This is a genomic window from Pseudonocardia sp., from assembly GCF_050246655.1.
Lineage (GTDB): Bacteria > Actinomycetota > Actinomycetes > Mycobacteriales > Pseudonocardiaceae > Pseudonocardia.
Window position 1 is genome coordinate 29,413 of the sequence record NZ_JBFWVQ010000007.1, and the last position, 24,933, is coordinate 54,345.

27 protein-coding genes are annotated in these 24,933 nt (G+C 75.2%); 19 read left to right on the forward strand and 8 right to left on the reverse strand.

All coding sequences use genetic code 11. The annotated features are described in order from the left end of the window. Positions 1-846: 846 nt before the first annotated feature. From AB7J25_RS04130 to AB7J25_RS04145, 4 genes are read right to left on the reverse strand one after another with little or no spacing between them, the layout of a single operon-like run. Positions 847-2,700 (reverse strand): protein kinase domain-containing protein, encoded by a 1,854-nt coding sequence (locus AB7J25_RS04130; protein ID WP_428505167.1) that lies wholly within the window; start codon positions 2,698-2,700, stop codon positions 847-849. A 21-nt stretch (positions 2,701-2,721) separates the two neighbouring features. Further along, positions 2,722-3,132: a secondary thiamine-phosphate synthase enzyme YjbQ gene (locus AB7J25_RS04135; RefSeq protein WP_428505169.1), complete on the reverse strand. Its 411-nt coding sequence runs from the start codon at positions 3,130-3,132 to the stop codon at positions 2,722-2,724. Between the two features lie 22 nt (positions 3,133-3,154). Then, on the reverse strand, positions 3,155-3,610 hold the full coding sequence (locus tag AB7J25_RS04140) for a ferritin-like domain-containing protein (protein ID WP_428505171.1): 456 nt from the start codon (positions 3,608-3,610) through the stop codon (positions 3,155-3,157). Beyond that, a complete protein-coding gene (locus AB7J25_RS04145; RefSeq protein WP_428505173.1) occupies positions 3,607-4,071 on the reverse strand; it encodes a hypothetical protein in 465 nt (154 codons plus the stop codon). Before AB7J25_RS04145 ends, AB7J25_RS04140 begins: the two co-directional genes overlap by 4 nt. A gap of 105 nt (positions 4,072-4,176) precedes the next feature. Between AB7J25_RS04145 and rimP the strand changes: the two genes are divergently transcribed. The 17 genes from rimP (at position 4,177) to AB7J25_RS04230 (ending at position 21,673) form a co-directional block, all read left to right on the forward strand. Then, on the forward strand, positions 4,177-4,716 hold the full coding sequence (gene rimP, locus AB7J25_RS04150) for a ribosome maturation factor RimP (protein ID WP_428505175.1): 540 nt from the start codon (positions 4,177-4,179) through the stop codon (positions 4,714-4,716). Then, on the forward strand, positions 4,713-5,735 hold the full coding sequence (nusA, locus tag AB7J25_RS04155; RefSeq protein ID WP_428505177.1) for a transcription termination factor NusA: 1,023 nt from the start codon (positions 4,713-4,715) through the stop codon (positions 5,733-5,735). Before rimP ends, nusA begins: the two co-directional genes overlap by 4 nt. Next, complete coding sequence (locus AB7J25_RS04160) at positions 5,654-6,145, forward strand: YlxR family protein (RefSeq protein WP_428505179.1); 492 nt, start codon at positions 5,654-5,656, stop codon at positions 6,143-6,145. Before nusA ends, AB7J25_RS04160 begins: the two co-directional genes overlap by 82 nt. Before the next feature lie 95 nt (positions 6,146-6,240). Beyond that, the gene (gene infB, locus AB7J25_RS04165) at positions 6,241-9,348 is read left to right on the forward strand and encodes a translation initiation factor IF-2 (protein ID WP_428505181.1); all 3,108 of its coding nucleotides are present in this window, start codon (positions 6,241-6,243) and stop codon (positions 9,346-9,348) included. Between the two features lie 58 nt (positions 9,349-9,406). Continuing rightward, a complete protein-coding gene (locus AB7J25_RS04170; protein WP_428505183.1) occupies positions 9,407-9,703 on the forward strand; it encodes a DUF503 domain-containing protein in 297 nt (98 codons plus the stop codon). A gap of 60 nt (positions 9,704-9,763) precedes the next feature. Then, positions 9,764-10,216, forward strand: a complete 453-nt coding sequence (gene rbfA / locus AB7J25_RS04175; RefSeq protein WP_428505185.1) for a 30S ribosome-binding factor RbfA — start codon at positions 9,764-9,766, stop codon at positions 10,214-10,216. 96 nt (positions 10,217-10,312) lie between these two features. Continuing rightward, positions 10,313-11,494, forward strand: a complete 1,182-nt coding sequence (locus AB7J25_RS04180) for an MFS transporter (RefSeq protein WP_428505187.1) — start codon at positions 10,313-10,315, stop codon at positions 11,492-11,494. 61 nt (positions 11,495-11,555) lie between these two features. Further along, on the forward strand, positions 11,556-12,185 hold the full coding sequence (locus AB7J25_RS04185) for a class I SAM-dependent methyltransferase (RefSeq protein ID WP_428505190.1): 630 nt from the start codon (positions 11,556-11,558) through the stop codon (positions 12,183-12,185). Then, complete coding sequence (locus AB7J25_RS04190) at positions 12,182-13,513, forward strand: MATE family efflux transporter (RefSeq protein ID WP_428505192.1); 1,332 nt, start codon at positions 12,182-12,184, stop codon at positions 13,511-13,513. The genes AB7J25_RS04185 and AB7J25_RS04190 overlap by 4 nt, the downstream gene beginning before the upstream one ends. Before the next feature lie 69 nt (positions 13,514-13,582). After that, on the forward strand, positions 13,583-14,449 hold the full coding sequence (gene truB / locus AB7J25_RS04195) for a tRNA pseudouridine(55) synthase TruB (RefSeq protein WP_428505194.1): 867 nt from the start codon (positions 13,583-13,585) through the stop codon (positions 14,447-14,449). Between the two features lie 27 nt (positions 14,450-14,476). Next, positions 14,477-15,415 carry a bifunctional riboflavin kinase/FAD synthetase gene (locus tag AB7J25_RS04200; protein WP_428505196.1) on the forward strand — a complete coding sequence of 313 codons (939 nt, stop codon included), beginning with the start codon at positions 14,477-14,479 and terminating at the stop codon, positions 15,413-15,415. A 54-nt stretch (positions 15,416-15,469) separates the two neighbouring features. Next, a complete protein-coding gene (locus tag AB7J25_RS04205) occupies positions 15,470-16,045 on the forward strand; it encodes a helix-turn-helix domain-containing protein (RefSeq protein ID WP_428505198.1) in 576 nt (191 codons plus the stop codon). A gap of 142 nt (positions 16,046-16,187) precedes the next feature. Then, positions 16,188-16,457: a 30S ribosomal protein S15 gene (rpsO, locus tag AB7J25_RS04210; protein ID WP_428505200.1), complete on the forward strand. Its 270-nt coding sequence runs from the start codon at positions 16,188-16,190 to the stop codon at positions 16,455-16,457. A 219-nt stretch (positions 16,458-16,676) separates the two neighbouring features. Further along, positions 16,677-18,935 carry a polyribonucleotide nucleotidyltransferase gene (locus tag AB7J25_RS04215; RefSeq protein WP_428505202.1) on the forward strand — a complete coding sequence of 753 codons (2,259 nt, stop codon included), beginning with the start codon at positions 16,677-16,679 and terminating at the stop codon, positions 18,933-18,935. After that, positions 18,932-20,266 carry a M16 family metallopeptidase gene (locus tag AB7J25_RS04220; protein ID WP_428505331.1) on the forward strand — a complete coding sequence of 445 codons (1,335 nt, stop codon included), beginning with the start codon at positions 18,932-18,934 and terminating at the stop codon, positions 20,264-20,266. The genes AB7J25_RS04215 and AB7J25_RS04220 overlap by 4 nt, the downstream gene beginning before the upstream one ends. Before the next feature lie 268 nt (positions 20,267-20,534). Next, positions 20,535-21,158 carry a TetR/AcrR family transcriptional regulator C-terminal domain-containing protein gene (locus tag AB7J25_RS04225; protein ID WP_428505204.1) on the forward strand — a complete coding sequence of 208 codons (624 nt, stop codon included), beginning with the start codon at positions 20,535-20,537 and terminating at the stop codon, positions 21,156-21,158. A 38-nt stretch (positions 21,159-21,196) separates the two neighbouring features. Beyond that, entirely contained in the window at positions 21,197-21,673 is a 477-nt protein-coding gene (locus AB7J25_RS04230) for a DUF456 domain-containing protein (protein WP_428505206.1), read from the forward strand. Positions 21,674-21,817: 144 nt separating this feature from the next. Here AB7J25_RS04230 and AB7J25_RS04235 read toward each other — a convergent pair whose 3' ends face one another. Continuing rightward, positions 21,818-22,492, reverse strand: a complete 675-nt coding sequence (locus tag AB7J25_RS04235) for a hypothetical protein (RefSeq protein ID WP_428505208.1) — start codon at positions 22,490-22,492, stop codon at positions 21,818-21,820. A 3-nt stretch (positions 22,493-22,495) separates the two neighbouring features. Then, positions 22,496-22,648 (reverse strand): hypothetical protein, encoded by a 153-nt coding sequence (locus AB7J25_RS04240; protein WP_428505210.1) that lies wholly within the window; start codon positions 22,646-22,648, stop codon positions 22,496-22,498. A gap of 70 nt (positions 22,649-22,718) precedes the next feature. Between AB7J25_RS04240 and dapB the strand changes: the two genes are divergently transcribed. Continuing rightward, entirely contained in the window at positions 22,719-23,486 is a 768-nt protein-coding gene (gene dapB / locus AB7J25_RS04245; RefSeq protein ID WP_428505212.1) for a 4-hydroxy-tetrahydrodipicolinate reductase, read from the forward strand. A gap of 69 nt (positions 23,487-23,555) precedes the next feature. After that, a complete protein-coding gene (locus AB7J25_RS04250) occupies positions 23,556-24,128 on the forward strand; it encodes a TIGR03086 family metal-binding protein (protein ID WP_428505214.1) in 573 nt (190 codons plus the stop codon). Between the two features lie 9 nt (positions 24,129-24,137). Here AB7J25_RS04250 and AB7J25_RS04255 read toward each other — a convergent pair whose 3' ends face one another. Beyond that, positions 24,138-24,290, reverse strand: coding sequence for a hypothetical protein (locus AB7J25_RS04255; protein ID WP_428505216.1), 153 nt, complete (start codon positions 24,288-24,290; stop codon positions 24,138-24,140). Positions 24,291-24,329: 39 nt separating this feature from the next. After that, positions 24,330-24,863, reverse strand: coding sequence for a GNAT family N-acetyltransferase (locus AB7J25_RS04260; RefSeq protein WP_428505218.1), 534 nt, complete (start codon positions 24,861-24,863; stop codon positions 24,330-24,332). Positions 24,864-24,933 lie beyond the last annotated feature (70 nt).

Consider the following 24,933-nt stretch of genomic DNA (forward strand, 5'->3'; position numbering starts at 1 on the left):
CCGGCCTGCCGGGGCGCGTGCGCTTCGCAGAGCCCGCCCGGGCGCTTCGCAGGGCTTGGGTGCGCTTCGCAGGGGCCGCCGGGGTGCTTCGCAGGGTCGGGGTGCGCCTCGCAGGGGCTGCAGCATCTGCGAGGCGGGTGCACCCTCTGCGAGGGGGGCGGTGTAGCTCTGAGGCCGGCGGCCCCGCCGGGGCGGGTGTGCTTCGCAGGTTCTTGGTGCGCCTGGCAGAGCCCGTCCGCGCGGGGCCGCGGTTCGCCAGGTCGGGTCCGCCCTGCCGGGGCGGGAGTGCTTCGCAGGGCTTGGGTGCGCTTCGCAGGGCTCGGCCGTGTGCCTCGCAGGGTTGGGGTGCGCCTCGCAGGGGCTGCAGCATCTGCGAGGCGTGTGCACCCTCTGCGAGGCTGGCGCTGTAGCTCTGAAGCCGGCGGGACCCGCCGGGGCGGGAGTGCTTCGCAGGGCTTGGGTGCGCTTCGCAGGGCTCGGCCGTGTGCCTCGCAGGGTTGGGGTGCGCCTCGCAGAGGCCGCCGGGGTGCTTCGCAGGGTCGGCGTGCGCTTCGCAGGGGCCGCCGGGGTGCTTCGCAGGGTCGCCGTGCGCCTCGCAGAGGCCGCCGGGGTGCTTCGCAGGGTCGGCGTACGCCTCGCAGAGGCCGTCGGGGTGCTTCGCAGGGATGGCACACGCCTCGCAGGGGCTGCAGCATCTGCGAGGCGTGGGCACCCTCTGCGAAGTGGGCTGCGCACCCTCCCTCGGTGACGGCGGCGCGGCGGTGCACGATGCCGCGGCGGTCCGGCGGGCACCGGCCGGTCCCGCCGGGCAAGAGACCGGCACCGCCCCCGCTCCCGCCGGGCAGCTCAGATCAGCAGGTACGCCAGCACGGCGATGATGATCGCCACCGCCAGCGCGAGGATGATCAGCGGCATCCGTGAACCGCGCGCCGCCTGCGGGGACATCTCCCAGTTCGGGGGCGGGAACTGCCCGCTGCCGAACGGGCCGGGGCGACCCGGGGGCGGCCCGGGCACCGTCGGGTGCGATCGCGGGGAGCCGACCAGGGGCCGGACGCCCGCGCTGTTCGCGCCGGGGCTCGCCTGCTGCCCGCCCGCACCGGCGCCCCGGCCACCGGGTGCACCGTGGCTGCCGCCCGGTCCGCCGCCGTGCCGGGCGGGTCCGGGGTGACCGGTGGGGCCGGGAGTGTGGGGTGGCCTGTTCAGGCGGGTGGGTGCGTCGGCCGGATAGCCGCCCGCGCCGCGCGCGGGCTCGCGCGCGGCGTCCCGCCTGCCGTCGCGGCCCGGTGGGTGGCTGCCTGGCCGCGCGGACTGGCCGCCCGGTGTCCCGCTGCCGGGTCGTGCCTCCGAAGCGCCGCCAGCGCCGCCAGCGCCGCCAGCGCCGCCAGCGCCGCCAGCGCCGCCAGCGCCGCCAGCGCTGCCAGCGCCGCCCACCCGGGGATCGGGTGCGCCCCGGCCCCCTGCGGAGCCGGATCGCGGGTCGGACCCGCCGGAGCGGGCGGCAGGAGCGCCCGCGGCGGGGAGCGTGTCGTCGCCGGCGGGCCCGCCGTCGCCACCGGGCGGGGCGGCGGAGCCGCCCGCCCCGGGCCGGGCGTCGGAGCCGCCGGGCCGGGCGCCGGGACCGCCTGCTGCAGGTCGGGCGTCGGCACCACCCGGCCTGCCGTCGCGAGCCGCCGCGGGCCGCGCATCCTTCGGGCGGCTCGGCGACCCCTGCACGGCGGGGCGCGGCCCGGAGGTGGGGCCGGAGTCCGGCGCATGGTGCCCGGACGGAGGCCCCGGAGGCGGCGGTACCTCGCCGCGGCGGACGAGGATGGTCTCCTCACCTGCGGCGACGGGCCGCGCCGGGGGTTCCGGCACGGGCACCGGCCCGGTGAGCGCGGCGCGGGCAGCTGCCGCGAGCGCTCCCGCGGAGGCGAACCGGTCGCGCGGGTCCTTCGCCATCCCCCGGGCGACGACGTCGTCGAGGGCGGCGGGGGCTCCGGCGGCGGAGGGCTTCGGCGGCGGCTGGCGCAGGTGGGCGTTCATCCGGGCGGCGAGCCCCTCGACGGGGTAGGGCCGGTCCCCGGTGAGCGCCTCGTAGAGCACGCACGCCAGGGAGTAGACGTCGGCCCGGCCGTCGACGGCCTCCTCGAGGAACCGCTCGGGGGCCATGTAGTCCAGCGTGCCGACGGCGGTGCCCGCCTTGGTCAGCCCTGCGGCGGTGTTGCCGGAGAGCGCGCGTGCGATGCCGAAGTCCACGAGGTAGGCGAAGGCCTCCTCGCCGGGTTCGACGGCGGCGAGCAGCACGTTCGAGGGCTTGACGTCGCGGTGCACGAGGCCGGACTTGTGCGCCGAGTCCAGGGCGCGCGCGACCTGGGAGATGATCGCGACGGCGTCCGGGGGCCGCAGCGCGCCGTCCCGGTCGATGACCTCGCCGAGGTCCTCGCCCTGGATGTAGCGCATGTCGAGGTAGAGCTGCCCGTTGATCTCGCCCCAGTTGTGGATGGGGATGACGTGGGGGTCGTTGAGCCGGGCGGTGACCTGCGACTCCCGCAGGAACCGGATGCGGTACTCCTGGTCGTCGCCGAGCTCGGCGAGCAGCAGCTTGAGCGCCACCGTGCGGTCCTGGGCGGTGTGGTAGGCCTCCCAGACCTCGCCCATGCCGCCCCGGCCGATGAGCCGGTCGAGCCGGTACGGCCCGAAGGCGCTGGCGGGGGTGCTCACCAGGGCAGCGTACCGATCCGGTCAGCCCGCCAGGAACGACAGCCGCACGGAGCGCACCGGGTTGTCCATGTTGGTGTCCACAAGGCACACCGACTGCCACGTGCCCAGCGCGGGGCGCCCCCCGAGCACCGGCACCGTCACGAACGGGGCGACGAGGGCGGGCAGGACGTGGTCGCGGCCGTGGCCGGGGCTGCCGTGGCGGTGGCGCCAGCGGTCGTCGGCCGGCAGGAGGTCACGCAGCGCGGAGAGCAGGTCCGGGTCGCTGCCCGCGCCGGTCTCGATGACGGCGAGACCCGCGGTGGCGTGCGGGACCCAGACGTGCAGCAGGCCGTCGCGGGCGCTGCCGGCGCGCAGGAACTCGGCGATGTGCCCGGTGAGGTCGACGACCGCCTCGCGGTCGCCCGTACGGATCTCGACGACGGTGCTCTCCACGCGCGCAGACCCTACGGGCCGCTCACCCCAGGCCGGGGAAGTCCGGGACCGCCGGATGCTCGCCGGTGATCCGCCGCCACCGCGCGCAGCGCACGGTCGCCGCCGTGAGCGTCGTGACGGCGACCTGGCGCAGCTCCACGTACGCCGTGTGCTCGAGGACGGAGCGCCACGCGGCCATGACGTCGGTCTCGGCGACGGCGGCGAGCGCGGCCGCCGACGCCGCGTCCGTGACCGGCTTCGGCACGGCGTACGCGGGCAGCGCCGAGACGGGCCGCTTGCCGACGTCGGTGAGGGTCTGGGCGACCCGGCTGCGCAGGTCGCGGTGCGCGTCGGCGTCCGCGCGGGCCTGGGCCGCCTGGTCGGCCGGGAGGAACGCGACGACGAGCGAGTAGCACCACAGCGCGGCGTGCTCGGCGGCGAGCGCGCCCTGCAGCGCGTCGGTGGCGGCGTCGTCGATGGGCGGCCGGTTCGTGCTCACGCGAGCACCGCCGCGTGGGCGGAGCAGCAGGCGGCCACGGACGCGACGAGGCCGACGCGGTCCGCGGGCAGGTCCAGCACGACCCGCGCGGCGTCCTGCCCCGCGCCGGTGAGCGCCGTGCGCAGGGCGACGAGGGTGACGGCGCCGGCGGGCGGTGCGGCCGGTGCGGCCGGTGCGGCGCCACCCGACCGTCGGGTGATCTCGGCGTCCAGGGCGTCGGCGTGGGCGGTGCGCGCCGCCACGATCTCGCGCACCTGCGCGGTGCTCGCCCCGGCAGCGACATCGGCGGCGACGGCGTCCGCGAGGGCGGCATCGGCACGTGCCTGTGCGGCGAGCGGGACCAGCGGGTCCGGGGCGCCGTCCTCGAACAGGCCGCAGCCGGCCGTCGCACCGATCCCGCCCGACACGATCGGGGCCAGCACGATCGCCGCCAGCACCTGCCGGCGGTTCGGTCCTCGCATGTCGCGATACCCTGGCAGACCCGTCGTCGTCGATCGACGGCGGGCGAGCGCGGACCCGAGCAACCCGACGACCTGAGCCCAGACCCGACCCGCAGGAGTACCGAGATGCCAGCCCCCCGCCCCGAGCAGCTCACCGAGCAGCTGCACGGCGCGCTGGAACCGGTCGTCGCCGGCACCGGCTTCGAGCTCGACGAGGTGGACGTGCGCGCCACGGGTCGCCGGCGCACCGTCCGCCTGGTCGTCGACTCCGAGGACGGGGTGGGTCTGGACGACGTCGCCCGCGTGAGCCGGGCGGTGTCGGCCGTGCTGGACGAGAACGAGCACCTGATCGGCGGGTCCTACACGCTGGAGGTCACCTCCCCGGGCGTCGACCGCCCGCTCACCGCTCCCCGGCACTGGCGGCGCGCGCACCTGCGGCTGGTCGCGGTGCGAGGCGCGGACGGCACCACGCTCACCGGCCGGGTCGGGGACGCGGGAGAGACGTCGGTCACCCTGCTGGTGGACGGCACGCCCGTGCAGCTCCGCTACGCCGACGTGGCGCACGCCCGGGTCGAGGTCGAGTTCCGGCCGCCGCCGGAGGACGAGCTGCGCCTGCTCGGTGCCCAGCCCACCGTGCCCACCGCCACTCCCGGAGGGACGGCATGAACGTCGACATCGCGGCCCTGCGCGCCATCGAGCGCGACAAGGACATCCCGTTCGAGACCGTCATGGAGGCGATCGAGACGGCGCTGCTCACCGCGTACAAGCACACGGAGGGCCACCAGCCGCAGGCGCGCATCGACGTGGACCGCAAGACCGGTGTCGTGCGCGTGATGGCGCAGGAGCTGGGTGAGGACGGCCAGGTCGACCGGGAATGGGACGACACCCCGGAGGGCTTCGGCCGGATCGCGGCGACCACCGCCCGCCAGGTGATCGTGCAGCGCCTCCGCGACGCCGAGCACGAGCGCACCTACGGCGAGTACGCGGCCAAGGAGGGCGAGATCGTCGCCGGGGTCGTGCAGCGCGACGCCCGGGCCAACGCCCGCGGGGTCGTGGTCGTGTCGCTGGGGCAGACGGAGGGCGTGCTGCCGCAGGCCGAGCAGGTGCCGGGGGAGCAGTACCGGCACGGCGAGCGGATCCGCTGCTACGTGGTGGCGGTGTCGCGGGGAATGCGTGGGACGCAGATCACGTTGTCCCGTACGCATCCCAACCTCGTGCGCAAGCTGTTCGCACTGGAGGTCCCCGAGATCGTCGACGGTTCGGTCGAGATCGTCGCGGTGGCGCGCGAGGCGGGGCACCGCACGAAGATCGCGGTGCGGTCGACGGTGCCGGGGGTGAACCCCAAGGGTGCCTGCATCGGCCCGATGGGCGCGCGGGTGCGCGGCGTGATGAGCGAGCTGGCCGGCGAGAAGATCGACATCATCGACTGGTCGGAGGACCCGGCGACCTTCGTCGGCAACGCGCTCTCGCCGTCGAAGGTGGTCTCGGTCACGGTGCTCGACGCCCGCACGAAGACGGCGCGGGTGATCGTCCCGGACTTCCAGCTGTCCCTGGCCATCGGCAAGGAGGGGCAGAACGCCCGGCTCGCGGCCCGGCTGACGGGGTGGCGCATCGACATCCGCAGCGACGCGGACCCGCGGGTCACGGCGCCTGCCGCCGCGGCAGGCCCGGAGGCGGGGGCCTGAAGCCCGCCGGGCGCGATCGCGGAAGCTTCGGCACGCTCGTCACGGCGGGCGATGGGGGCCCCGGCCAGGTCGGGCGCCGGGCGGGCGACGGGGTACACTCTCCGCAGCCGGTACGGACCTGCGTCGGGTGCCGCACCCGCGCACCGGCCGGCAGCCTGTTGCGAGTCGTTGCCGTGCACGGGGTGCTCACCCCGGACCCGGATCGGCGGCTTCCCGGGAGGGGTGCCTGGTTGCACCCCGAGCGGGAGTGCCTGCACCGTGCCGAACGTCGATCGGCGTTCTCCCGCGCACTGCGCGTGGAGGGCCCGCTGGACGCCGGGGCGGTGCGCAGGTACCTGGAGCAGGTGTGTGCGGGGCCGGGGACACCCCCTGGCCCGTCAGGAGCGGAGAGCAGGGTCGACCCGTCATGAGCCAGTCGTGAAGATCGCACCATGAACGTGCTTCGACACTAGGTTCGAGGTCGCGCGGGCATGCGCCGCCGGCCTCCGGAAATTCGAGGAGTGCAGTGGCAGGCAAGGCCCGTGTGCACGAGCTCGCGAAGGAGCTCGGGGTCAGTAGCAAGGTCGTTCTCAGCAAGTTGCAGGATCTCGGCGAGTACGTGAAGTCCCCGTCCTCGACCGTCGAGGCCCCCGTGGCGCGCAAGCTGCGGGAGGCGATGTCCAACGGGTCGTCCGGTGGCGACGCCCCACGCCGCCGCCCTGGCGGCGGCCGTCCGCGCCCGGGTGGTGGTGGCGCCGGTGGTTCGGGTGCGCCCGCGCCGTCGCAGCGCCCGTCCGGCGGCCCGGTCCCCGGCCCGCCGCGGCCGGGTCCCCGTTCGCCCCAGCAGCGGCCCGCGGCGGCGGCCCGGTCGGGCTCGGCCCCCGCGGCGCCGGCCCGCCCCGCGCAGCCCGGCCCGTCGGTGGCCCCGGCGCAGCAGCCTGCGCGCCCCGCGGCCGACCGGCCGAACGCGCCGAAGCCCGGCCCGCGCCCGGCTCCGCCGCGTCCCGCCGAGCCCGAGCGCCCGGCGCAGCAGCCCGTCGAGCCGCAGCGTCCCGCCGCGGCGGCGGGACCGTCCGCGCCCGTCGCGCCGGCGCAGACGCCTTCTGCGGCATCGGCGCCTGCTGTGCCCTCAGTGCCGCCCGTGCCTTCTTCGGACGGTGGCACCGGTGCCGCGGTCGTCCCGCCGCGCCCGGCGGCGCCGCGTCCCGGCCCGCGCACGCCGCGCGTCGGCAACAACCCCTTCGGTGTCGGCTCCGGCGCCCCGCCGCGCTCGACCGCGCCGCGTCCGGGCCCGCCGCCGTCCGCGCCCGCCCACGGCCAGGGCACCGCGCCCGGGCAGACCGGCGGTCGTAGCGGCGGCCCCGGCCAGGGCGGGCCGCGTCCCGGCCCGCGTCCGGGCGGCCCGCGCCCGTCGCCGGGCAACATGCCTCCGCGCCCGAACCCGGGCATGATGCCGCCGCGCCCGGCCGGTCGGCCGGGTGGTTCGGCGGGTGGCCGCGGTGGCCCCGGTGGCGGACGTCCCGGTGGCCCCGGTGGCGGACGTCCGGGCGGTCCGGGGGGCCGTCCCGGCGGTGGCGGCGGCGGCTTCCGTGGCGGGGGCCAGGGTGGCCCCGGCGGCGGTGGCGGCGGCGCTCCGGCGGGCGGCGGCTTCCGCGGCGGTCCCGGTGGCGGCGGTGGCCGTCCCGGTGGTGGCGGCGGTCGTGGCCGCGGCGGTGCCGCGGGTGCGTTCGGGCGTCCCGGCGGCCCGGCCCGCAAGGGCCGCAAGTCGAAGCGGCAGAAGCGCCAGGAGTACGACGCCATGCAGGCGCCGTCGGTCGGCGGTGTGCGGCTGCCCAAGGGCCGCGGCGAGACCGTCCGGCTGCCCCGCGGCGCGTCGCTCACCGACTTCGCCGAGAAGATCAACGCGAACCCGGCCTCCCTCGTGCAGGTGCTGTTCCACCTCGGCGAGATGGTGACGGCGACGCAGTCGGTCTCCGACGAGGTGCTCGAGCTGCTCGGCACCGAGATGAACTACAACGTGCAGGTCGTGAGCCCGGAGGAGGAGGACCGGGAGCTGCTCGACAGCTTCTCCATCTCCTTCGGCGAGGATGCCGGGGGCGAGGAGGATCTGGAGATCCGGCCGCCGGTCGTCACCGTCATGGGTCACGTCGACCACGGCAAGACGCGCCTACTGGACACGATCCGCAAGACCAACGTCCGCGAGGGCGAGGCCGGCGGCATCACCCAGCACATCGGCGCCTACCAGGTCGACACCGACCTGGACGGCGAGGAGCGGCTCATCACGTTCATCGACACCCCGGGTCACGAGGCGTTCACCGCCATGCGTGCCCGCGGTGCGAAGTCCACGGACATCGCGGTGATCGTGGTCGCGGCCGACGATGGCGTCATGCCGCAGACGGTGGAGGCGGTCAACCACGCCCAGGCGGCCGACGTGCCGATCGTGGTCGCGGTGAACAAGATCGACGTCGAGGGCGCGAACCCGGCGAAGATCCGCCAGCAACTCACCGAGTACGGGTTGGTCGCGGAGGAGTACGGCGGCGACACGATGTTCGTCGACATCTCCGCGAAGCAGGGCACGAACATCGAGCAGCTGCTCGAGGCGATCCTGCTCACCGCGGACGCCGCGCTGGACCTGCGGGCCAACCCGAACATGGAGGCCCAGGGCGTCGCGATCGAGGCGCACCTCGACCGCGGCCGTGGTCCGGTGGCCACGGTGCTGGTGCAGCGCGGCACGCTGCACGTCGGCGACTCGATCGTCGCGGGCGACGCCTCCGGGCGCGTCCGGCGGATGCTCGACGAGCACGGCAACGACGTCGACGAGGCCCTGCCGTCGCGTCCGGTGCAGGTCATCGGCTTCACGTCGGTGCCGGGCGCGGGCGACACCTTCCTCGTCGTCGAGGAGGACCGGGTGGCCCGCCAGATCGCGGACCGGCGCCGCGCCCGCGAGCGCAACGCCGAGCTGGCGTCGCGGCGCAAGCGGGTGTCGCTGGAGGACCTCGACGCCGCGCTGAAGGAGACCAGCCAGCTCAGCCTGATCATCAAGGGCGACAACTCCGGCACCGTGGAGGCGCTGGAGGACGCGCTCATGAAGATCGAGGTGGGCGACGAGGTCGAGCTGCGGGTCATCCACCGCGGCGTCGGCGGCATCACCGAGGGTGACGTCAACCTCGCCACCGCGTCGGACGCCATCGTCCTGGGCTTCAACGTCCGGGCCGAGGGCAAGGCGACCGAGCTGGCCAACCGCGAGGGCGTGGAGATCCGCTACTACTCGGTGATCTACCAGGCCATCGAGGAGATCGAGCAGGCGCTCAAGGGCATGCTCAAGCCGGAGTTCGAGGAGATCGAGCTGGGCCGGGCGGAGATCCGCCAGGTGTTCCGCTCCTCGCGGTTCGGCTCGATCGCCGGTTGCCTCGTGATGAGCGGGACGATCCGGCGCAACTCGAAGGCCCGCCTGCTGCGCGACAACATGGTCGTGGCGGACAACCTGTCGATCGCCTCGCTGCGCCGGGTCAAGGACGACGTGACCGAGGTCCGCGAGGGCTTCGAGTGCGGTCTGACGCTCGGGAACTTCAACGACATCAAGGAAGGCGACGTCGTGGAGACCTTCGAGATGCGGGAGAAGCCCCGGGCCTGACGGTCCCGGCCGGGTGCGCGGCCGACGCCGCGCACCCGGCGGCCGTCACCGGTCAGCCATGTACGTGGGAACGCTGGAGCTGGACGTCCTGCTCGGGGACGTCCGCTCGCTCAAGGAGAAGCGCTCGCTGGTGCGGCCCGTGGTGGCCGAGCTGCGACGGCGGTTCGACGTGGCCGCCGCCGAGGCGGGTCACCTCGACCTGCACCGGCGCGCCCTGATCGGGGTGGCGTGCGTGGCACCGGACGCGGGCCACGCCGTCGAGGTGCTGGAGCGGTGCGAACGGCTCGTGGCGGCACGCCCCGAGCTGGAGCTGTTGTCGGCCCGGCAGCGGATGCTCGGGCCGGACGACGAGTAGGAGAAGTGTCACCCGGGTCCGGTTCGACCGTCCCGGGCGGCCGGTTCGAGGAGGATCACCATGGCCGATCAAGCCCGCGCGCGGCGGCTCGCCAAGCGGATCTCGCAGATCGTCGCCCACGCCCTCGAGCACGAGGTCAAGGACCCGAGGCTCGCGATGGTGACCATCACGGACGCGCGTGTCACCGGAGACCTTCGCGACGCCACGGTCTACTACACGGTGCTCGGCGCGACCGTGGACGCCGTCCCGGACACCGCCGGTGCGGCCGCAGCCCTGATGAGCGCCACCGGCGTGCTGCGTTCCCGCGTGGGCGCGGGTACGGGTGTGCGCTTCACCCCGACCCTGACGTTCGTGCCGGACCAGGTGCCCGACGAGGCGCGCCGCATGGACGAGCTGCTCGCCCGCACCCGTGAGGCGGACGCCGAGGTGGCGCGCCTGGCGGCGGGCGCCACCCCCGCGGGCGACCCGGACCCGTACCGCACGCCGCGCGAAGCGGAGGCCGACGAGGGCTGATGCCCGGGCCGGGTGGCGACCGCCGCCGCCCGTACCCCGGCGCCGCGATCGCCGCCGATCCGGCCGCCGCCCCGCGGCTGACCTAGGCTCGCGGGCGTGACGAGCCGCGGGGGCCTCGTGCTCGACTCCGCCCAGGGGTGGCTGACGACCGCGGCGGCGTTCGTCGCGATGGCCGCGGTGTTCGGCGTCGCCTACAGCTTCGGCGCGTTCTTCGCACCGATGGCGGCCGAGTTCGGCGCGGGCAGCGGCACGACGTCGCTGGTCTTCTCGATCACCGCGTGCTGCTGGTTCCTCCTCGGTTCGGTGAGCGGTCGGGCGGTGGACCGGCTCGGCCCGCGACCGGTGCTGCTGGCCGGCGCCGTGGCGCTGGCCGGGGGCCTGCTGGTGACCTCCACGGCCGAGCGGCTGTGGGTCGCCTATCTCGGCTACGGGCTCGGCGTCGGAGTGGCGGTCGCGTGCGGGTACGTGCCGATGGTCGCCACCGTCGGGGCGTGGTTCGACCGGCGGCGCGCGCTCGCCGTCGGGGCCGCCGTCGCGGGCATCGGGGTCGGGACGCTCGCGGGCGCCCCGCTCGCGGCCCACCTGATCGCGGTGTACGGCTGGCGGCGGGCGTTCGTGCTGCTGGGTCTCGGCGGGGCGACCCTGCTCGTGGCGGCGGCGTGCGTGGCGCGCCGCCCGCCGGTGATGCCGGGAGCACCGCCGCGCGCACTGCGGGAGGTGGTCCGGACCCGGGAGTTCCGCCTCATGTACCTGGCGACGTTCCTCGCCTCGACGGCGCTGTTCGTGCCGTTCGTGTTCCTCCCGGCTTCGGCGGCCGCGGGCGGGGTGGACCCGGTCGCCGCCGCGGGCCTGATCGGCGTGGTCGGAGCGACGAGCGTCGCGGGCAGGCTCGCGATCGGCGCGCTCGGCGACCGGATCGGCCGGGTGCGGACGTTCCGGGCGTGCTTCGCGCTGATCGGCGCCAGCTTTCTCGTCTGGCTCGCCGCGACCTCCCTGCCGTGGCTGGTCGCCTTCGCCGTCCTGCTCGGCGTCGGCTACGGCGGCTGGATCGCGCTGCAGCCGACGGTGATGGCGGACTGGTTCGGCGTCCGGGGACTCGGGGCGGTGGTCGGCCTCGTCTACACCTCGTCCGGTGTCGGCGCCCTCGTCGGACCGCCGCTGGCCGGTCTCCTGGTCGACGCGACGGGCGGCTACCGGTGGGCGATCGCCGCGGCGGGCCTCTGCGGGTGGGGCGCATTCCTCGCCCTGCTGCCGCTCCGGGCGCGCGGGACGTGGTGATCGTCACGTCGGGGCGGGCCGCACGACGGGCCCGCCCAGGCATCCGGATACGGTGACGGCCGTGGTAGCCGAGAGCGGAGCCGCCGATCGGCCCAGTCGAGGAGCCCGCCGTGCGTTCCTGCGTGCGGCCGTGCGCCGTCCCGCGGCGGTCGGCGCGGTCGCCCCCAGCTCCGTCGGGCTCGCCGAGTTGCTGGCGTCCGTGGTGCCCCGGTCCGGGGGGCCCGTCGTCGTCGAGCTGGGCCCGGGCACGGGCGCGGTGAGCGCGGCGATCGACCGTCGCCTGCCCGAGGCGGGACGCCATCTCGCGGTCGAGCTCGATCCGGGGATGTGCGAGTACCTGCGGCGTACCCGCCCCACGCTCGAGGTCGTGCCCGGGGATGCGCGGCAGCTCTCCGCCCTGCTCGCCGAACGCGGCGTCGGCCGGGTGGACGCGGTGGTGAGCGGCCTGCCGTGGGCGCTGTTCGACCCGGCCACGCAGGCGTCGATCCTCGGCGAGGTGGCCCGGCTGCTGGCGCCCGCCGGGGCGTTCACCACGTTCGCCTACCTGCACGGCATGCCGCTGCACGCGGCGCGTCGCTTCCGCCGCACCCTCGCCGACACGTTCGACGAGGTCGTGGTCAGCAAGACGGTGTGGCGCAACCTGCCGCCCGCCTTCGGCTACGTGTGCCGGCGCCCGCATCCGCCGGGGTGAGCGGGCGCGTCCCGTTCCGGGAGGTGTTGCGCCTGGCTGCGCCCGCCCTGCCCGTGCTGGCGGCGGAGCCGCTGTACCTGCTCGTCGACACCGCCGTGGTCGGGCGGCTCGGTGCGGTCCCGCTCGCCGGGCTCGCGGTGGCGGGGGTGCTGTTCGCCCAGGTCACGAGCCAGCTGACCTTTCTCGCCTACGGAACGACGGCCCGGGCGGCGCGGCTGCACGGTGCGGGACGGCGCGCCGACGCGGTGGCCGAGGGCGTCCAGGCGACGTGGCTCGCGCTCGGGGTGGGCCTCGCGGTGCTCGCGGTGGGCCAGCTCGTGGCCGGGCCGGTGACCCGCGCGCTCGGCGACGGCGGTGAGGTCGCGCGGGCCGCGGAGTCCTGGCTGCGCGTGGCGCTGCTCGGCGCGCCGTTCGTGCTCGTGGCGCTGGCCGGCAACGGGTGGATGCGCGGCGTGCAGGACACCACCCGCCCGCTGCGCTACGTGCTCGCCGGGAACGGGGTCTCCGCGAGCGCGTGCCTGGTGCTCGTGCACGGGATCGGCGCATGGCCGGGCATGGGGCTCGTCGGTTCGGCGGTGGCGAACGTGGCCGGGCAGGCGCTCGGCGCGACCCTGTTCCTCGCCGCGCTGGTACGCGAACGGGTTGTCGACCCGTCGGTCGGGCTGCGCCCGGTGCCCGCACTGCTGGGCGCCCAGCTCGTCCTGGGCCGCGACCTCCTCGCGCGAAGCCTCGCCTTCCAGGCCTGCTTCCTGTCCGCGACGGCGGTCGCGGCCCGTTTCGGTGCGGCCGCGGTGGGGGCGCACCTGATCGTGGTGCAGCTGTGGGCGTTCATGGCGCTCGTGCTCGACGCCGTGGCGATCGCCGCCCAGTCGCTCGTCGGGGCGGCGCTCGGCGGCGGCGATCCGCGGCGGGCCCGCTCCGTGGCCTGGCAGGTCGGCGCGTACGGGCTGGTCCTGGGCATCGGGTTCGGGGCGCTCTTCGCCGCGCTCGCCGGCGTCCTGCCCGCGGTGTTCACCTCCGATCCCGCGGTGCTCGCGCTGGTGACCGTGCCGTGGTGGTTCTTCGTGGCGCTGCAGCCGGTCGCCGGGGTCGTGTTCGCCCTGGACGGGGTGCTGCTCGGCGCGGGGGACGCCGCGTTCCTGCGCACGACGACGCTCTTCGCGGCCGTGGCGGCGTTCCTGCCACTGGTGTGGGCCTCGCTCGCGTTCGGCTGGGGGCTGGCCGGGATCTGGACGGGCCTCGCCGGGTTCATGCTGGTCCGGCTCGCGGCGGTGACGCTGCGCGCCCGGTCGGACCGCTGGGCCGTCCCGGGCGCGGTGCGGGGATGAGCCCGGTGCGGCCGAGGACCGGGCGGCACCCGGGATCGTCCGAGGGCGCGGGTGGGGCAGGATCGCGGCGTGGAGTCCGGCCTCGTGATCGTGGACAAGCCCGGTGGCCTCACCTCGCACGACGTGGTGTCGCGGCTGCGCCGGATCCTGCGCACCCGCAAGGTCGGGCACGCGGGAACGCTGGACCCGATGGCCACCGGCGTGCTGGTCTGCGGCGTCGGGCGGGGCACGAAGCTGCTCGGCCACCTCGCGCTGGACACCAAGGCGTACACGGCGACGATCCGGCTGGGCGCGTCCACGACGACGGACGACGCCGAGGGCGACGTGCTCGCCACCGCCGATGCGGCGGGCGTGACCGACGAGGCGATCCGCGCCGCCATGGCGGGCCTCACCGGCGCGATCGAGCAGGTGCCCAGCAGCGTGAGCGCGATCAAGGTCGACGGCCGCCGCGCGTACGCGCTGGTCCGTGCGGGGGAGCAGGTCGCGCTCCCGGCGCGGCCGGTGACCGTGTCGGCCTTCGATCTGATCGCGCGCCGCGCAGCGGAGCTGGACGTCGCCGTCGAGTGCTCGTCGGGCACGTACGTGCGCGCGCTGGCCCGCGATCTCGGGTCGGCGCTGCAGGTCGGCGGGCACCTCACGGCGCTGCGCCGCACCCGGGTCGGACCGTTCACGCTCGCGCACGCCCGCACGCTGCCGGAGCTGGAGGCGCAGCCGGGCCTGCAGCTCGGGCTGGACGCGGCCGTGGACGTCGCCTTCCCGCGTCGCGACCTCGACGCCGCCCAGGCGGTCGACATCTCCCACGGCCGTCCCCTGCCCGGCGTGGGGGTGGCGGGGACGTACGGCGTGTTCGCCCCGGACGGTCGCGTGCTGGCCCTGGTGGGGGAGCGCGACGGCGCGGCGCGGCCCGTCGTGGTGCTCGCCCCGGCCGGGACGTGAGCCGCCGGTTCTCCTAGGCTGCGGATCGTGCAGCGCTGGCGGGGGCTCGAGTCCGTGCCCACGGGATGGGGGCGCAGCGTCGTCACCGTCGGGGTGTTCGACGGCGTGCACCGCGGGCACCAGCAGCTGATCGCCCGGGCGGTGGCGCGCGGCCGGGAACGCGGCCTGCCCACCGTGCTGGTCACGTTCGACCCGCACCCCGCCGAGGTCGTGCGGCCGGGCAGCCACCCGGCCCGGCTCACGAGCCTGCGCCGCCGCGCGGACCTCGTGGAGGAGCTCGGGGTGGACGCGTTCTGCGTGCTGCCGTTCACCCCGGAGCTCGCGCGCACCGAGCCTGCCGAGTTCGCGCACGAGGTGCTGGTGGACCGGCTGCACGCGGCGGCCGTCGTGGTGGGGCGCAACTTCCGGTTCGGCCACCGCGCCACGGGTGACGTCGCGCTGCTGGTGCGGCTCGGCGAGCGGTTCGGGTTCGCCGTCGAAGGTCAGGAGCTCATCACGGACTCCGGCGCGGGGAACGGCGTGACGTTCTCGTCCACCTACATCCGGGCCTGCATCGACGCGGGCGACGTCGGGGCGGCCCGGGCCGCGCTCGGGCGCCCGCACCGCGTCGAGGGCGTCGTCGTGCACGGCGAGCGGCGCGGCCGCGACCTCGGCTTCCCGACCGCGAACATCGCCTCGCCGCCGTTCACGGCCCTGCCGGCGGACGGCATCTACGCCGGCCGGTTCGCGATCGGGGAGCGGCTGCTCCCGGCGGCGGTCTCGGTCGGCACGAACCCGACGTTCTCCGGTCGCGTGCGCACCGTAGAGGCGTACGTCCTGGACGTGGACGAGGACTTCTACGGCTACCACGTCGGCGTGGACCTGGAGCACCGACTCCGCGGCCAGGAGCGGTTCGACGCGCTGGAGCCGCTGATCGCGCAGATGCGCCGCGACGTCGAGCGCACCCGGGAGCTGCTCGGCGGCTGACGGGTTTCGCCGTTCCGCCCCGCGCGGGGTGCCCGTGCTGCGAGGATCCGCGCCATGATCACCTCCGAGGTTCCGCCGGACGCTCCGCTCCCGCGCCGCCGCAGCCCCGAGCCGGACGCGCGGCGGATCGCCGCCAACCGGGAGCACCAGCGCGAGCTCTACGGCGCCCCGGTCGGCGAGCTCGTGCGCCGCCTCGTCGAGGTGCTCGGGGTGAGCCAGGCGCGGCTCGCGCGCACCCTCGGGATGAGCCCGGCGATGCTGTCGCAGCTGGTCAGCGCGCGGCGGGTGAAGATCGGCGACCCGGTGGTGCTGGCCCGGCTGCAGATGCTGGACCACCGCTGCGCGGCACTCGCCGCGACACCGCCACAGGCGGAGGCGGTGGACCGGTTGCTCGCCGAGGTCGGCCGGGCCCGGTGGCGCTGGGCCGGGACGGACGGGGCGCGCGCCGCGGCGTCCGGCCGGGTCCGGGCGGCCGAGGCGGCCGCGGTCGCAGCGGCCCGCGTCCCGTGCCCGGTGGAGGCGTTGCGGCGGGTCTACCCGCCCGCGCGGCTGGCCGCCGCCGCTGCCGTCCTCGGGCCCGCGTTCCCCGAGCTCGCCGACGTGCTGCGACGGGCCGCCGTCCGGCGCTGACCAGCGCTGCTGGTAACGTTGAGTCCCGGGTCCGGCTGCAGTCCGTGGCGGCCGCGACCGTCTTCCCGACCCGCGCGCCTGGCCTCCCCGGCGCTCGACGGGTCCGGCCCCACGGTCCGCCGAGAAGAACGAGAGGTACCACGTGGCTCTCACCGCCGCGCAGAAGAAGGAGATCCTGGACACCTACGGTGTCCACGAGGGCGACACCGGGTCGCCCGAGGCGCAGGTCGCGCTGCTCACCAAGCGCATCAGCGACCTCACCGAGCACCTCAAGCAGCACCGTCACGACCACCACTCGCGTCGCGGCCTGCTGCTCCTGGTCGGCCGCCGCAGGCGGCTGCTGCAGTACCTGGCCAAGGTCGACGTCGCGCGCTACCGGTCCCTGATCGAGCGCCTCGGCCTGCGCCGATAGCACCCCACCCGGCCGGCCCGTCCCCTGATGCGGGGCGGGCCGGCCCGGGTCACGCACCGAACTCCATACGCGCCACCCCGTCGGCATCCACCGACCCGCCGGTCCTCGGTAGTGGCATCCGGGCACGCCCGGCTGCTTCGATCGAAGACCGGCTCGCGACAGACCGGAACAGCACCGGCGGTGCGGCGCCTCCCGATTCACGAGGAGACTCCCACCCACATGACCGATGTCCACTCCGACGAACCGGCCACCGATCTGGGCGACACCGTCCACGAGGCCAGCGCCGTCATCGACAACGGCAGCTTCGGCACCCGCACCATCCGGTTCGAGACCGGGCGGCTCGCGCGCCAGGCCGCCGGCTCCGTCGTCGCCTACCTGGACGACGAGACCATGCTGCTGTCCGCCACCACGGCGTCCAAGCAGCCCAAGGAGCACTTCGACTTCTTCCCGCTGACGGTGGACGTCGAGGAGCGCATGTACGCCGTGGGGCGCATCCCCGGCTCGTTCTTCCGCCGCGAGGGCCGCCCGGGCACCGACGCGGTCCTCACCTGCCGGCTGATCGACCGGCCGCTGCGCCCGTCGTTCGTGGACGGCCTGCGCAACGAGATCCAGATCGTCGTCACGGTGATGAGTCTGGACCCGCAGGATCCCTACGACGTCGTGGCGATCAACGCCGCGTCCGCGTCCACGCAGCTCGCCGGGCTGCCGTTCAGCGGGCCCATCGGCGGCGTGCGCGTCGCGCTGATCGACGGGCAGTGGGTGGCGTTCCCCACCCACGAGCTGCTGGACCGGGCCGTGTTCGACATGGTCGTCGCGGGCCGCGTCGTCGGCGAAGGGGCCGGCTCCGATGTCGCGATCATGATGGTCGAGGCCGAGGCCACGACCTCCACGATCGAGCTGGTCGCGGGCGGTGCCACCGCCCCCACCGAGGAGGTCGTCGCGTCCGGGCTGGAGGCGGCGAAGCCGTTCATCCGCTCGCTGTGCGTCGCCCAGCAGCAGCTGGCGGACGCCGCCGCGAAGCCCACCGGCGAGTTCCCGCTCTACCCCGCCTACCAGCCCGACGTGTACGACGCGGTGGCCGAGGCCGTGAGCGAGGACCTCGCGCAGGCCCTCACGATTCCCGGCAAGCACGCCCAGAACGACCGGATCGCCGAGATCAAGCTGGCGGTGCTGGAGAAGCTCGGCGCTGCGTTCGAGGGGCGCGAGAAGGAGATCGGCGCCGCGTACCGCTCGGTGAACAAGAAGCTGGTGCGCCAGCGGATCCTGCGCGACCAGGTCCGCATCGACGGCCGCGGCCTCACCGACATCCGGCCGCTGTCGGCCGAGGTCGAGGTCGTGCCGCGGGCCCACGGCTCGGCGCTGTTCGAGCGCGGCGAGACCCAGATCCTGGGCGTCACCACGCTGAACATGCTGCGCATGGAGCAGCAGATCGACGCGCTCGGTCCGGAGACCCACAAGCGCTACCTGCACCACTACAACTTCCCGCCGTACTCCACCGGGGAGACCGGCCGCGTCGGCTCGCCGAAGCGGCGCGAGATCGGCCACGGCGCCCTCGCCGAGCGGGCCCTGCTGCCGGTGCTGCCCAGCCGCGAGGAGTTCCCGTACACGATCCGGCAGGTGTCGGAGGCGCTGAGCTCCAACGGCTCGACGTCGATGGGATCGGTCTGCGCCTCGACGATGTCGCTGCTCAACGCCGGTGTGCCGCTGAAGGCGCCGGTCGCGGGCATCGCGATGGGCCTGGTGTCGGACGAGGTCGAGGGGAAGACCACCTACGTCGCCCTCACCGACATCCTCGGTGCCGAGGACGCGTTCGGCGACATGGACTTCAAGGTCGCGGGCACGTCGGAGTTCGTCACCGCGCTGCAGCTGGACACCAAGCTGGACGGCATCCCGTCCGAGGTGCTGGCCGCGGCCCTCGCGCAGGCGCGTGACGCGCGCCTGACGATCCTCGAGGTGCTCTCCGAGGCGATCGACTCCCCGGACGAGATGAGCCGCTACGCCCCGCGCGTCACCGCCATCAAGGTCCCGGTGGACAAGATCGGCGAGGTCATCGGCCCGAAGGGCAAGATGATCAACTCGATCACCGAGGAGACCGGTGCCGACATCTCCATCGAGGACGACGGCACGATCTACGTCGGTGCCGCGGACGGGCCGTCGGCGGAGGCCGCCATCGCGCGGATCAACGCCATCGCCAACCCGCAGCTGCCGAAGGTGGGGGAGCGGTTCCTCGGCACCGTGGTCAAGACGGCCGCGTTCGGCGCGTTCGTCTCGCTGGTGCCGGGCAAGGACGGGCTGGTCCACATCTCGAAGCTGGGCAACGGCAAGCGGATCGCCAAGGTCGAGGACGTCGTGAAGGTCGGCGACAAGATCCGTGTCGAGGTGTCGGACATCGACAACCGCGGCAAGATCAGCCTCCTGCCGGTGCAGGAGGAGGCGGCCCCGGTCGACGCCGCGCCCGCCGAGCCGGCCGAGGTCTGAGCCGGTTGACCGACCTGGTCACGCCGGGGGTGGGCGCGCCCGCCCCCGGCGTTCTCCGTTCCGAGCTCCCGGGCGGCCTGCGCGTCGTCACGGAGGCGGTCGCGGGCGTGCGCTCGGTGTCGCTGGGCATCTGGATCGGCATCGGTTCCCGCGACGAGTCGCCGGCCCAGGCGGGTGCCGCGCACTTCCTGGAGCACCTGCTGTTCAAGGGCACCCGGCTGCGCAGCGCCGCGTCGATCGCGGAGGCGTTCGACGCGGTCGGGGGTGACCTCAACGCGTTCACGTCGAAGGAGCACACCTGCTACTACGCGCAGGTGCTCGACACGGATCTGGCGCTCGCCGTCGACGTCCTCGCCGACGTCGTCACGGACGCCCTGCTCGATCCGGCGGACGTCGAACTGGAGCGCGGGGTCGTGCTGGACGAGATCGCGATGCGCGACGACGACCCCGAGGACCTGGTCGGGGAGATGTTCGACGAGGCGCTGTTCAGCGGGCACCCGCTGGGCCGGCCCGTCATCGGCTCGGAGGCGTCCGTGCGCGGCATGGCCCGCGACACGCTGCACTCCTTCTGGCGCGACCATTACCGGACGCCGCGGATGGTCGTCGCGGCCACGGGCAACCTCACGCACTCACACGTCGTCGGCCTCGTCGGGGCGGCCCTGGGTGCGGCGTGCGTCCGCGCGGGTGCGGGGGTGGCGTCGGTACCGCCGCGGCGTCCCGACCCGGCGGACCTGGTGGAGCGGCCCCGGCTGGTGCTGCGCGGCGAGGACACCGAGCAGGCCCACCTCATGCTCGGCGTTCCCGGGGTGTCGCGATACGACCCGCGCCGGCCCGCCCTGGCGGTGCTCAACTCCGCCCTGGGCGGCGGGCCGAGCTCGCGGCTGTTCCAGCAGGTCCGCGAGCGCCGCGGCCTCGCGTACTCGGTGTACTCGACCTACACCACCTACGCCGACACCGGCAGCGTCGCCGTGTACGCCGGGTGCGCGCCCGCGCGGCTCGGCGAGGTCGCGAGCGTGGTGCTGGAGGTGCTCGCCGAGGTCGCCGCGGGCGGGATCAGCCCGGCGGAGGTGGCCAGGGCCCAGGGCAACCTGCGGGGCGGGCTCGTCCTCGGACTGGAGGACACGCCGTCGCGGATGAACCGGCTCGCCCGTGCCGAGCTCGACCACGGCCGGCAGCGCACGATCGCCGAGAGCCTGGACCAGATCGCCGCCGTCACGCCCGCGGACGTCGCCGCGCTCGCGAAGGAGCTGCTCGCGGCGCCGCTCACCACTTCTGTCGTCGGCCCCTACGACGACGAGGCGGAGCTGCCGGCGAGCCTGCGCTCCGGGTAGGCGCCGGACACGGCCGCCGGGCAGCTGGGCCGACCGACGCACCGCGCAACTGCCCTTCGCGCTGAGCCGGACGGCCGCTGTCTCACTGGACTGATCGGCCCAGCTGCGCGGCCGGGCACCTCGAAGGGCAGGTCCGACGCCGCTCGCCCGACCGCGCCTACTAGATTCCTGGTGAGCCGTGTTCGTGTGGATCCCTGGGGGCAGGGAAGGGTCCACATCTTCCCTTGCGCACAGGGGTCGGCGGCACCGCAGACGAGGGGGCAACCGGGTGACCCAACCGCTGAGCCGAGAGCGCATCGTGCGCGCGACCCTGGACCTGATCGAGCGCGACGGGCCGGACGAGGTGTCGATGCGGCGCATCGCGAACGAGGTCGGCGCGGGGGTGATGTCGCTCTACAACCACGTGCCGAGCAAGGCGGCGCTCCTCGACGCCGTGGCCGAGCACATCCTGCTCGATCTCGAGTTCGCGGCTGATCCGGACGCCGAGTGGCCCGACCAGGCGCGCACGCTGATGCGCAACCTCCGCGCCATCGGGCGCCGCTATCCGCGCAGCGTCATGCTCGTCGTGAGCCGCCTGCCCGGAACCGCCGCCGGGATGGTGCCGGTCGAGCGTGCGCTCGCCACGGCCCGCGCGGCCGGGTTCGAGGGGCGCGCCGCGGTGAACGTGATGCGCGCCTTCGTCAACTTCGCGCTCGGTTGCCTCGTCCACGAGGCGGGACGGGCGGCGTACGCGGTCGCACCGGGGATCGAGCTGCTGCCTCCCACCCTCGTCAACGTGCGGGCGCTGCTGCCCGAGCTCTCGGCCTACGACGCGGACGCGGAGTTCGAGTTCGGCATGGAGATGCTCATCGGCGCCATGGCGGCGCTGCACCGGACCGGACAGCCCGGATGACGGCATGATGGCGCCATGAGGGCCCCCCGGCGTACGGCATGGTGACGACGGTCGTCGCGGCGCTGCTCGTCGTCGTCGGGATCGTCGGCATCGTGGTGCCGGTACTGCCGGGCCCCGTGCTCGTCTTCGCCGGGATCGCCGTGTGGGCCGTGCCGCGAGGCGACACCGTCGGCTGGACGGTCCTGGGGATCGCGACCGCGGTGCTCCTGCTCGGCCAGGTCGTCAAGTACCTGCTGCCGGGGCGGCGGCTGCGCGACGCCGGCGTGCCGACGAGGAGCATCGTGGCCGGGGCCGTGCTCGGCATCGCCGGGTTCTTCGTGGTCCCCTTGCTGGGCCTGTTCCTCGGTTTCGTGCTGGGCGTGTTCCTCGCCGAGCTGGCGCGGCTGCGCGAGTCGTCCGCGGCGTGGCCCTCCACCAAGCACGCTCTGGTCGCCGTGGGATGGAGCATCCTCATCGAGCTCGCCTCGGCGCTGATCGCCACGGCGGTGTGGGTCGGGGCGATCGTCGCGACGTGAGCGGGGTCGGTCCGCGTGCCCGCGCCCTGATCGCCGGGGCGGCTGTCCTCAGAGCTCGGCGGCCTTGTCGTCCGTTCCGAGCGGCGTCGAGTCGTCGCCGGAGAGCGCCAGGCGGCGAACGCGCCGGAGATGCGCTGCCACCCGTCAGCGTTCGTCGTGGCGGCGCAGCGCGTCGATGCTGGCCTGCATCGCGTCGAGCCGGGCGTGCAGCACCGCGAGCTCGGCGGTGAGCACGGCGACGGCGCCCGCGTCGTCCGGCGGCACGGCGGGCGGGGTGGGGTCCGGCGGCTCGGTGCTCACGCCGAACCGGCCGCCCCCGAGGCGGGCGAACTCGCCGGGCTCGAGGACCGGGCGCGTCCCGGTGCAGGACGGGCAGACCGGGAGCAGGCGCCGCCACCCGACCGTCCCGGTGCCGGTGTCGGACAGCAGCCCGGCGGCCCGGCCGCAGGCGCAGCGCCCGATCCGGACGGCGCGGACGCGTTGACGGGAGTAGCGCAGGCCGCGCTCGTGGCGGCGGTAGCGGCCGGAGACCGCGACCTTCAGCAGCACCGCGCCGGCATGGTCCGGATCGCACGCCAGGTCGAGGGCGGAAGACGCCTCGTGGAAGCAGTAGAACCCGCAGTCGCACCAGCGCGACGGCGGCGCGTGCCGTGATCCCTGCACGCAGACGGCCTCGTCGACGGCGAGGTAGACGTGCCCGCGCCCGACCGTCACCCCGCTGAAGCCGGCGCGGGTGCCGTCCGCGGACAGCATCGGGTAGGCGAGCTTGAATCCCTGCAGGGGCCGGTCCGAGTGCTCCCGCGGCACGCGGCGGGGCACGGGTCAGGCCGTGACGGGCTGTGCCGACGTGACGACCGGCGCGTCGACCCCCTCCGAGACGGTGACGGCCGCCTCTGCGGTCTCGGCGGGCTCCGGCACGTCGACGCGCTCGGTGTCCACCGCGTAACCCTCGGCGAGCTTCTTCCCCAGATTCATGGATCTCAGGCTGACTCGCGAGGGTCACCTTTGTCCAGGCGTGTGCACCATCCGGCCCTACGCTGCTGCCGTGGACGGGATCGACGGGATCGACGGGATCGCGGTGGGAGTGTTGGGTGCGCGGGGCCGGATGGGCACGCAGGTGTGCCAGGCGGTCGAGGAGGCGGACGGGCTCGCGCTGGTGGCGCAGGTGGACGTGGGCGACCCGATCGAGGACCTCGTCGACGCGGGCGTGGAGGTGGTCGTCGACTTCACCCATCCCGGCGTCGTACTGGACAACGTGCGTTTCTGCCTGGAGCACGGCATCGCGGCGGTCGTGGGCACGAGCGGCTTCGACCAGGAGCGGCTCGCGACCGTCCGGGCCTGGCTGGACGAGGTGCCGGGCCACGTGCTCGTCGCCCCGAACTTCGGCGTCGGTGCGGTGCTGATGATGGACTTCGCGCGGCGCGCCGCGCCGTTCTTCTCCTCGGTCGAGGTGATCGAGCTGCACCACGCCGGCAAGGTCGACGCCCCGTCCGGGACGGCGACGCGCACGGCCGCCCTGATCGCCCAGGCCCGCGGGCTCGGCCGCGGGGGCGACCCGTTGCCGGACGCCACGACCACCGAGATGGCTGGGGCGCGCGGCGCGACCGTCGAGGGGGTGCGGGTCCACTCGGTGCGGCTGCCGGGCCTCGTGGCGCACCAGGAGGTGCTGCTCGGTACGCCGGGCGAGCTGCTGACGATCCGTCACGATTCGTTCGACCGGGCGTCTTTCATGCCCGGCGTCGTGCTGGCGGTGCGGGCGGTGCAGGACCGGCCCGGGCTGACGGTGGGCATCGAGCCGCTGCTCGGCCTGTGAGTGGGGAGCGGAGGCCCCGCCTGTGAGCCGGCACCGATGAGTTTCCGGCGCGGGCGTCGTCGGTAGCGCATGACTGCGAAGTTCGACCTCGAGCCCGCCGCGTCCGCCGTCGCCACGCTCCTGGACGGCGTCACCGATGAGGACCTCGTCCGGCCCACGCCGTGCGACTACCCGGTCGCCGCGCTGCTGGACCATCTCGTCATGCTCACGGGGGCGTTCACCGACACCGCCCGCAAGGTCGCGGGCCGCGACGGCCCGCCGCCCGGGCCGGACGCCGCGCGCCTCGACCCGCAGTGGCGCACCACCCTGCCCCGCCGCCTGGACGAGCTGGTGCTGGCGTGGCGGGAGCCGTCGGCGTGGGAGGGCATGGCCTCCGCGGGCGGGGTGACGTGGCCCGCCGAGGTGATGGCCGTCGTGACCCTGGACGAGCTGGTGCTGCACGGCTGGGACCTCGCCCGCGCCACGGGGCAGCCGTTCGAGCCGGACCCGGTGAGCGCCGAGATCGTGCACGGCTTCACCGCCCAGTTCGACGGATCCGGTGGGGACGGGCTGTTCGGCCCGCGCGTGGCCGTGGCGGCCGACGCCCCGCTGTTCGACCGCGCCCTGGGCAACGCGGGGCGCGATCCCGGCTGGACGCCCTAGGGACGCGCCCTAGAGACGCACGGCCTCCCCGCGCGTCTCCCGGGTGCGTGCGAGCACGAGCAGCCCGACCACGGCGCAGGCTGCGCCGAAGAGGCCCGGGGCAGCTGCCCAGCCCGTGGCGACGACGAGCAGCCCGGCGATCGGCGCGCTGCGCCACCGCATCGTCGGGTCCCGGCCGGTCCCCGTCCTGACGACCGGCCACTAGTCGATCTTCCCGACCAGCTCCAGGTCCAGCGATCCGGTGATCCGCAGCTCGCGCAGCTCGCCCTCGCCGGTGTCGAGGACGCGCACCTGCCCGTCGGGGCCCCAGCCTGCGGACGCGTAGAAGCGGCGGGTGACCTCGTCGACCTCGGCGACCCACGCCATGCCGAAGCGGGCGCCGAGCCCGCTCAGGTGCGCGGCGGCGGCGGCGAGCAGGCGCCCCCCGTGCCCGCGGCGCCCCCACCGGGCCTCGACGACCAGCGCGGCGATCTCGGCCCACTCCGGTGCCTCGTCGCTGGCGGCGGCTGCGCAGAACCCGACCGTGAACCGGCCCTCGGTGGCCACCAGCACGCGCGAACGGCCGCCCGCCGCGACCGCGGCCGTCCAGGCCTCCCGCGCGGCGGGACCCGAGACGTGCTCCAAAGCGGCCTCCGGCAGCAGGCCCGCGTAGGCGAGCTGCCAGGTGCCGGCCTGCAGCCGCACGATGTCGTCGACGTCCGCAGGCGTGGCGGGCCGGACCGCGGCGGTGGCCATGGGCCATGTCTACCCGGCGGAGCCCCGCGGCGATCGTCGGGGGCGAATCACCGCGACAGGACGTCGTTGG

Bases quoted from the DNA above. Each gene is read 5' to 3' on its own strand.
- AB7J25_RS04250 (WP_428505214.1), top strand. From the start codon at position 23,556: ATGACTGCGAAGTTCGACCTCGAGCCCGCCGCGTCCGCCGTCGCCACG.
- rbfA (WP_428505185.1), top strand. From the start codon at position 9,764: ATGGCCGATCAAGCCCGCGCGCGGCGGCTCGCCAAGCGGATCTCGCAG.
- AB7J25_RS04145 (WP_428505173.1), bottom strand. From the start codon at position 4,071: ATGCGAGGACCGAACCGCCGGCAGGTGCTGGCGGCGATCGTGCTGGCC.
- AB7J25_RS04260 (WP_428505218.1), bottom strand. From the start codon at position 24,863: ATGGCCACCGCCGCGGTCCGGCCCGCCACGCCTGCGGACGTCGACGAC.
- nusA (WP_428505177.1), top strand. From the start codon at position 4,713: ATGAACGTCGACATCGCGGCCCTGCGCGCCATCGAGCGCGACAAGGAC.
- AB7J25_RS04255 (WP_428505216.1), bottom strand. From the start codon at position 24,290: ATGCGGTGGCGCAGCGCGCCGATCGCCGGGCTGCTCGTCGTCGCCACG.
- AB7J25_RS04205 (WP_428505198.1), top strand. From the start codon at position 15,470: ATGATCACCTCCGAGGTTCCGCCGGACGCTCCGCTCCCGCGCCGCCGC.
- AB7J25_RS04215 (WP_428505202.1), top strand. From the start codon at position 16,677: ATGACCGATGTCCACTCCGACGAACCGGCCACCGATCTGGGCGACACC.
- AB7J25_RS04240 (WP_428505210.1), bottom strand. From the start codon at position 22,648: ATGAATCTGGGGAAGAAGCTCGCCGAGGGTTACGCGGTGGACACCGAG.
- AB7J25_RS04230 (WP_428505206.1), top strand. From the start codon at position 21,197: ATGGTGACGACGGTCGTCGCGGCGCTGCTCGTCGTCGTCGGGATCGTC.
- AB7J25_RS04170 (WP_428505183.1), top strand. From the start codon at position 9,407: ATGTACGTGGGAACGCTGGAGCTGGACGTCCTGCTCGGGGACGTCCGC.
- rimP (WP_428505175.1), top strand. From the start codon at position 4,177: ATGCCAGCCCCCCGCCCCGAGCAGCTCACCGAGCAGCTGCACGGCGCG.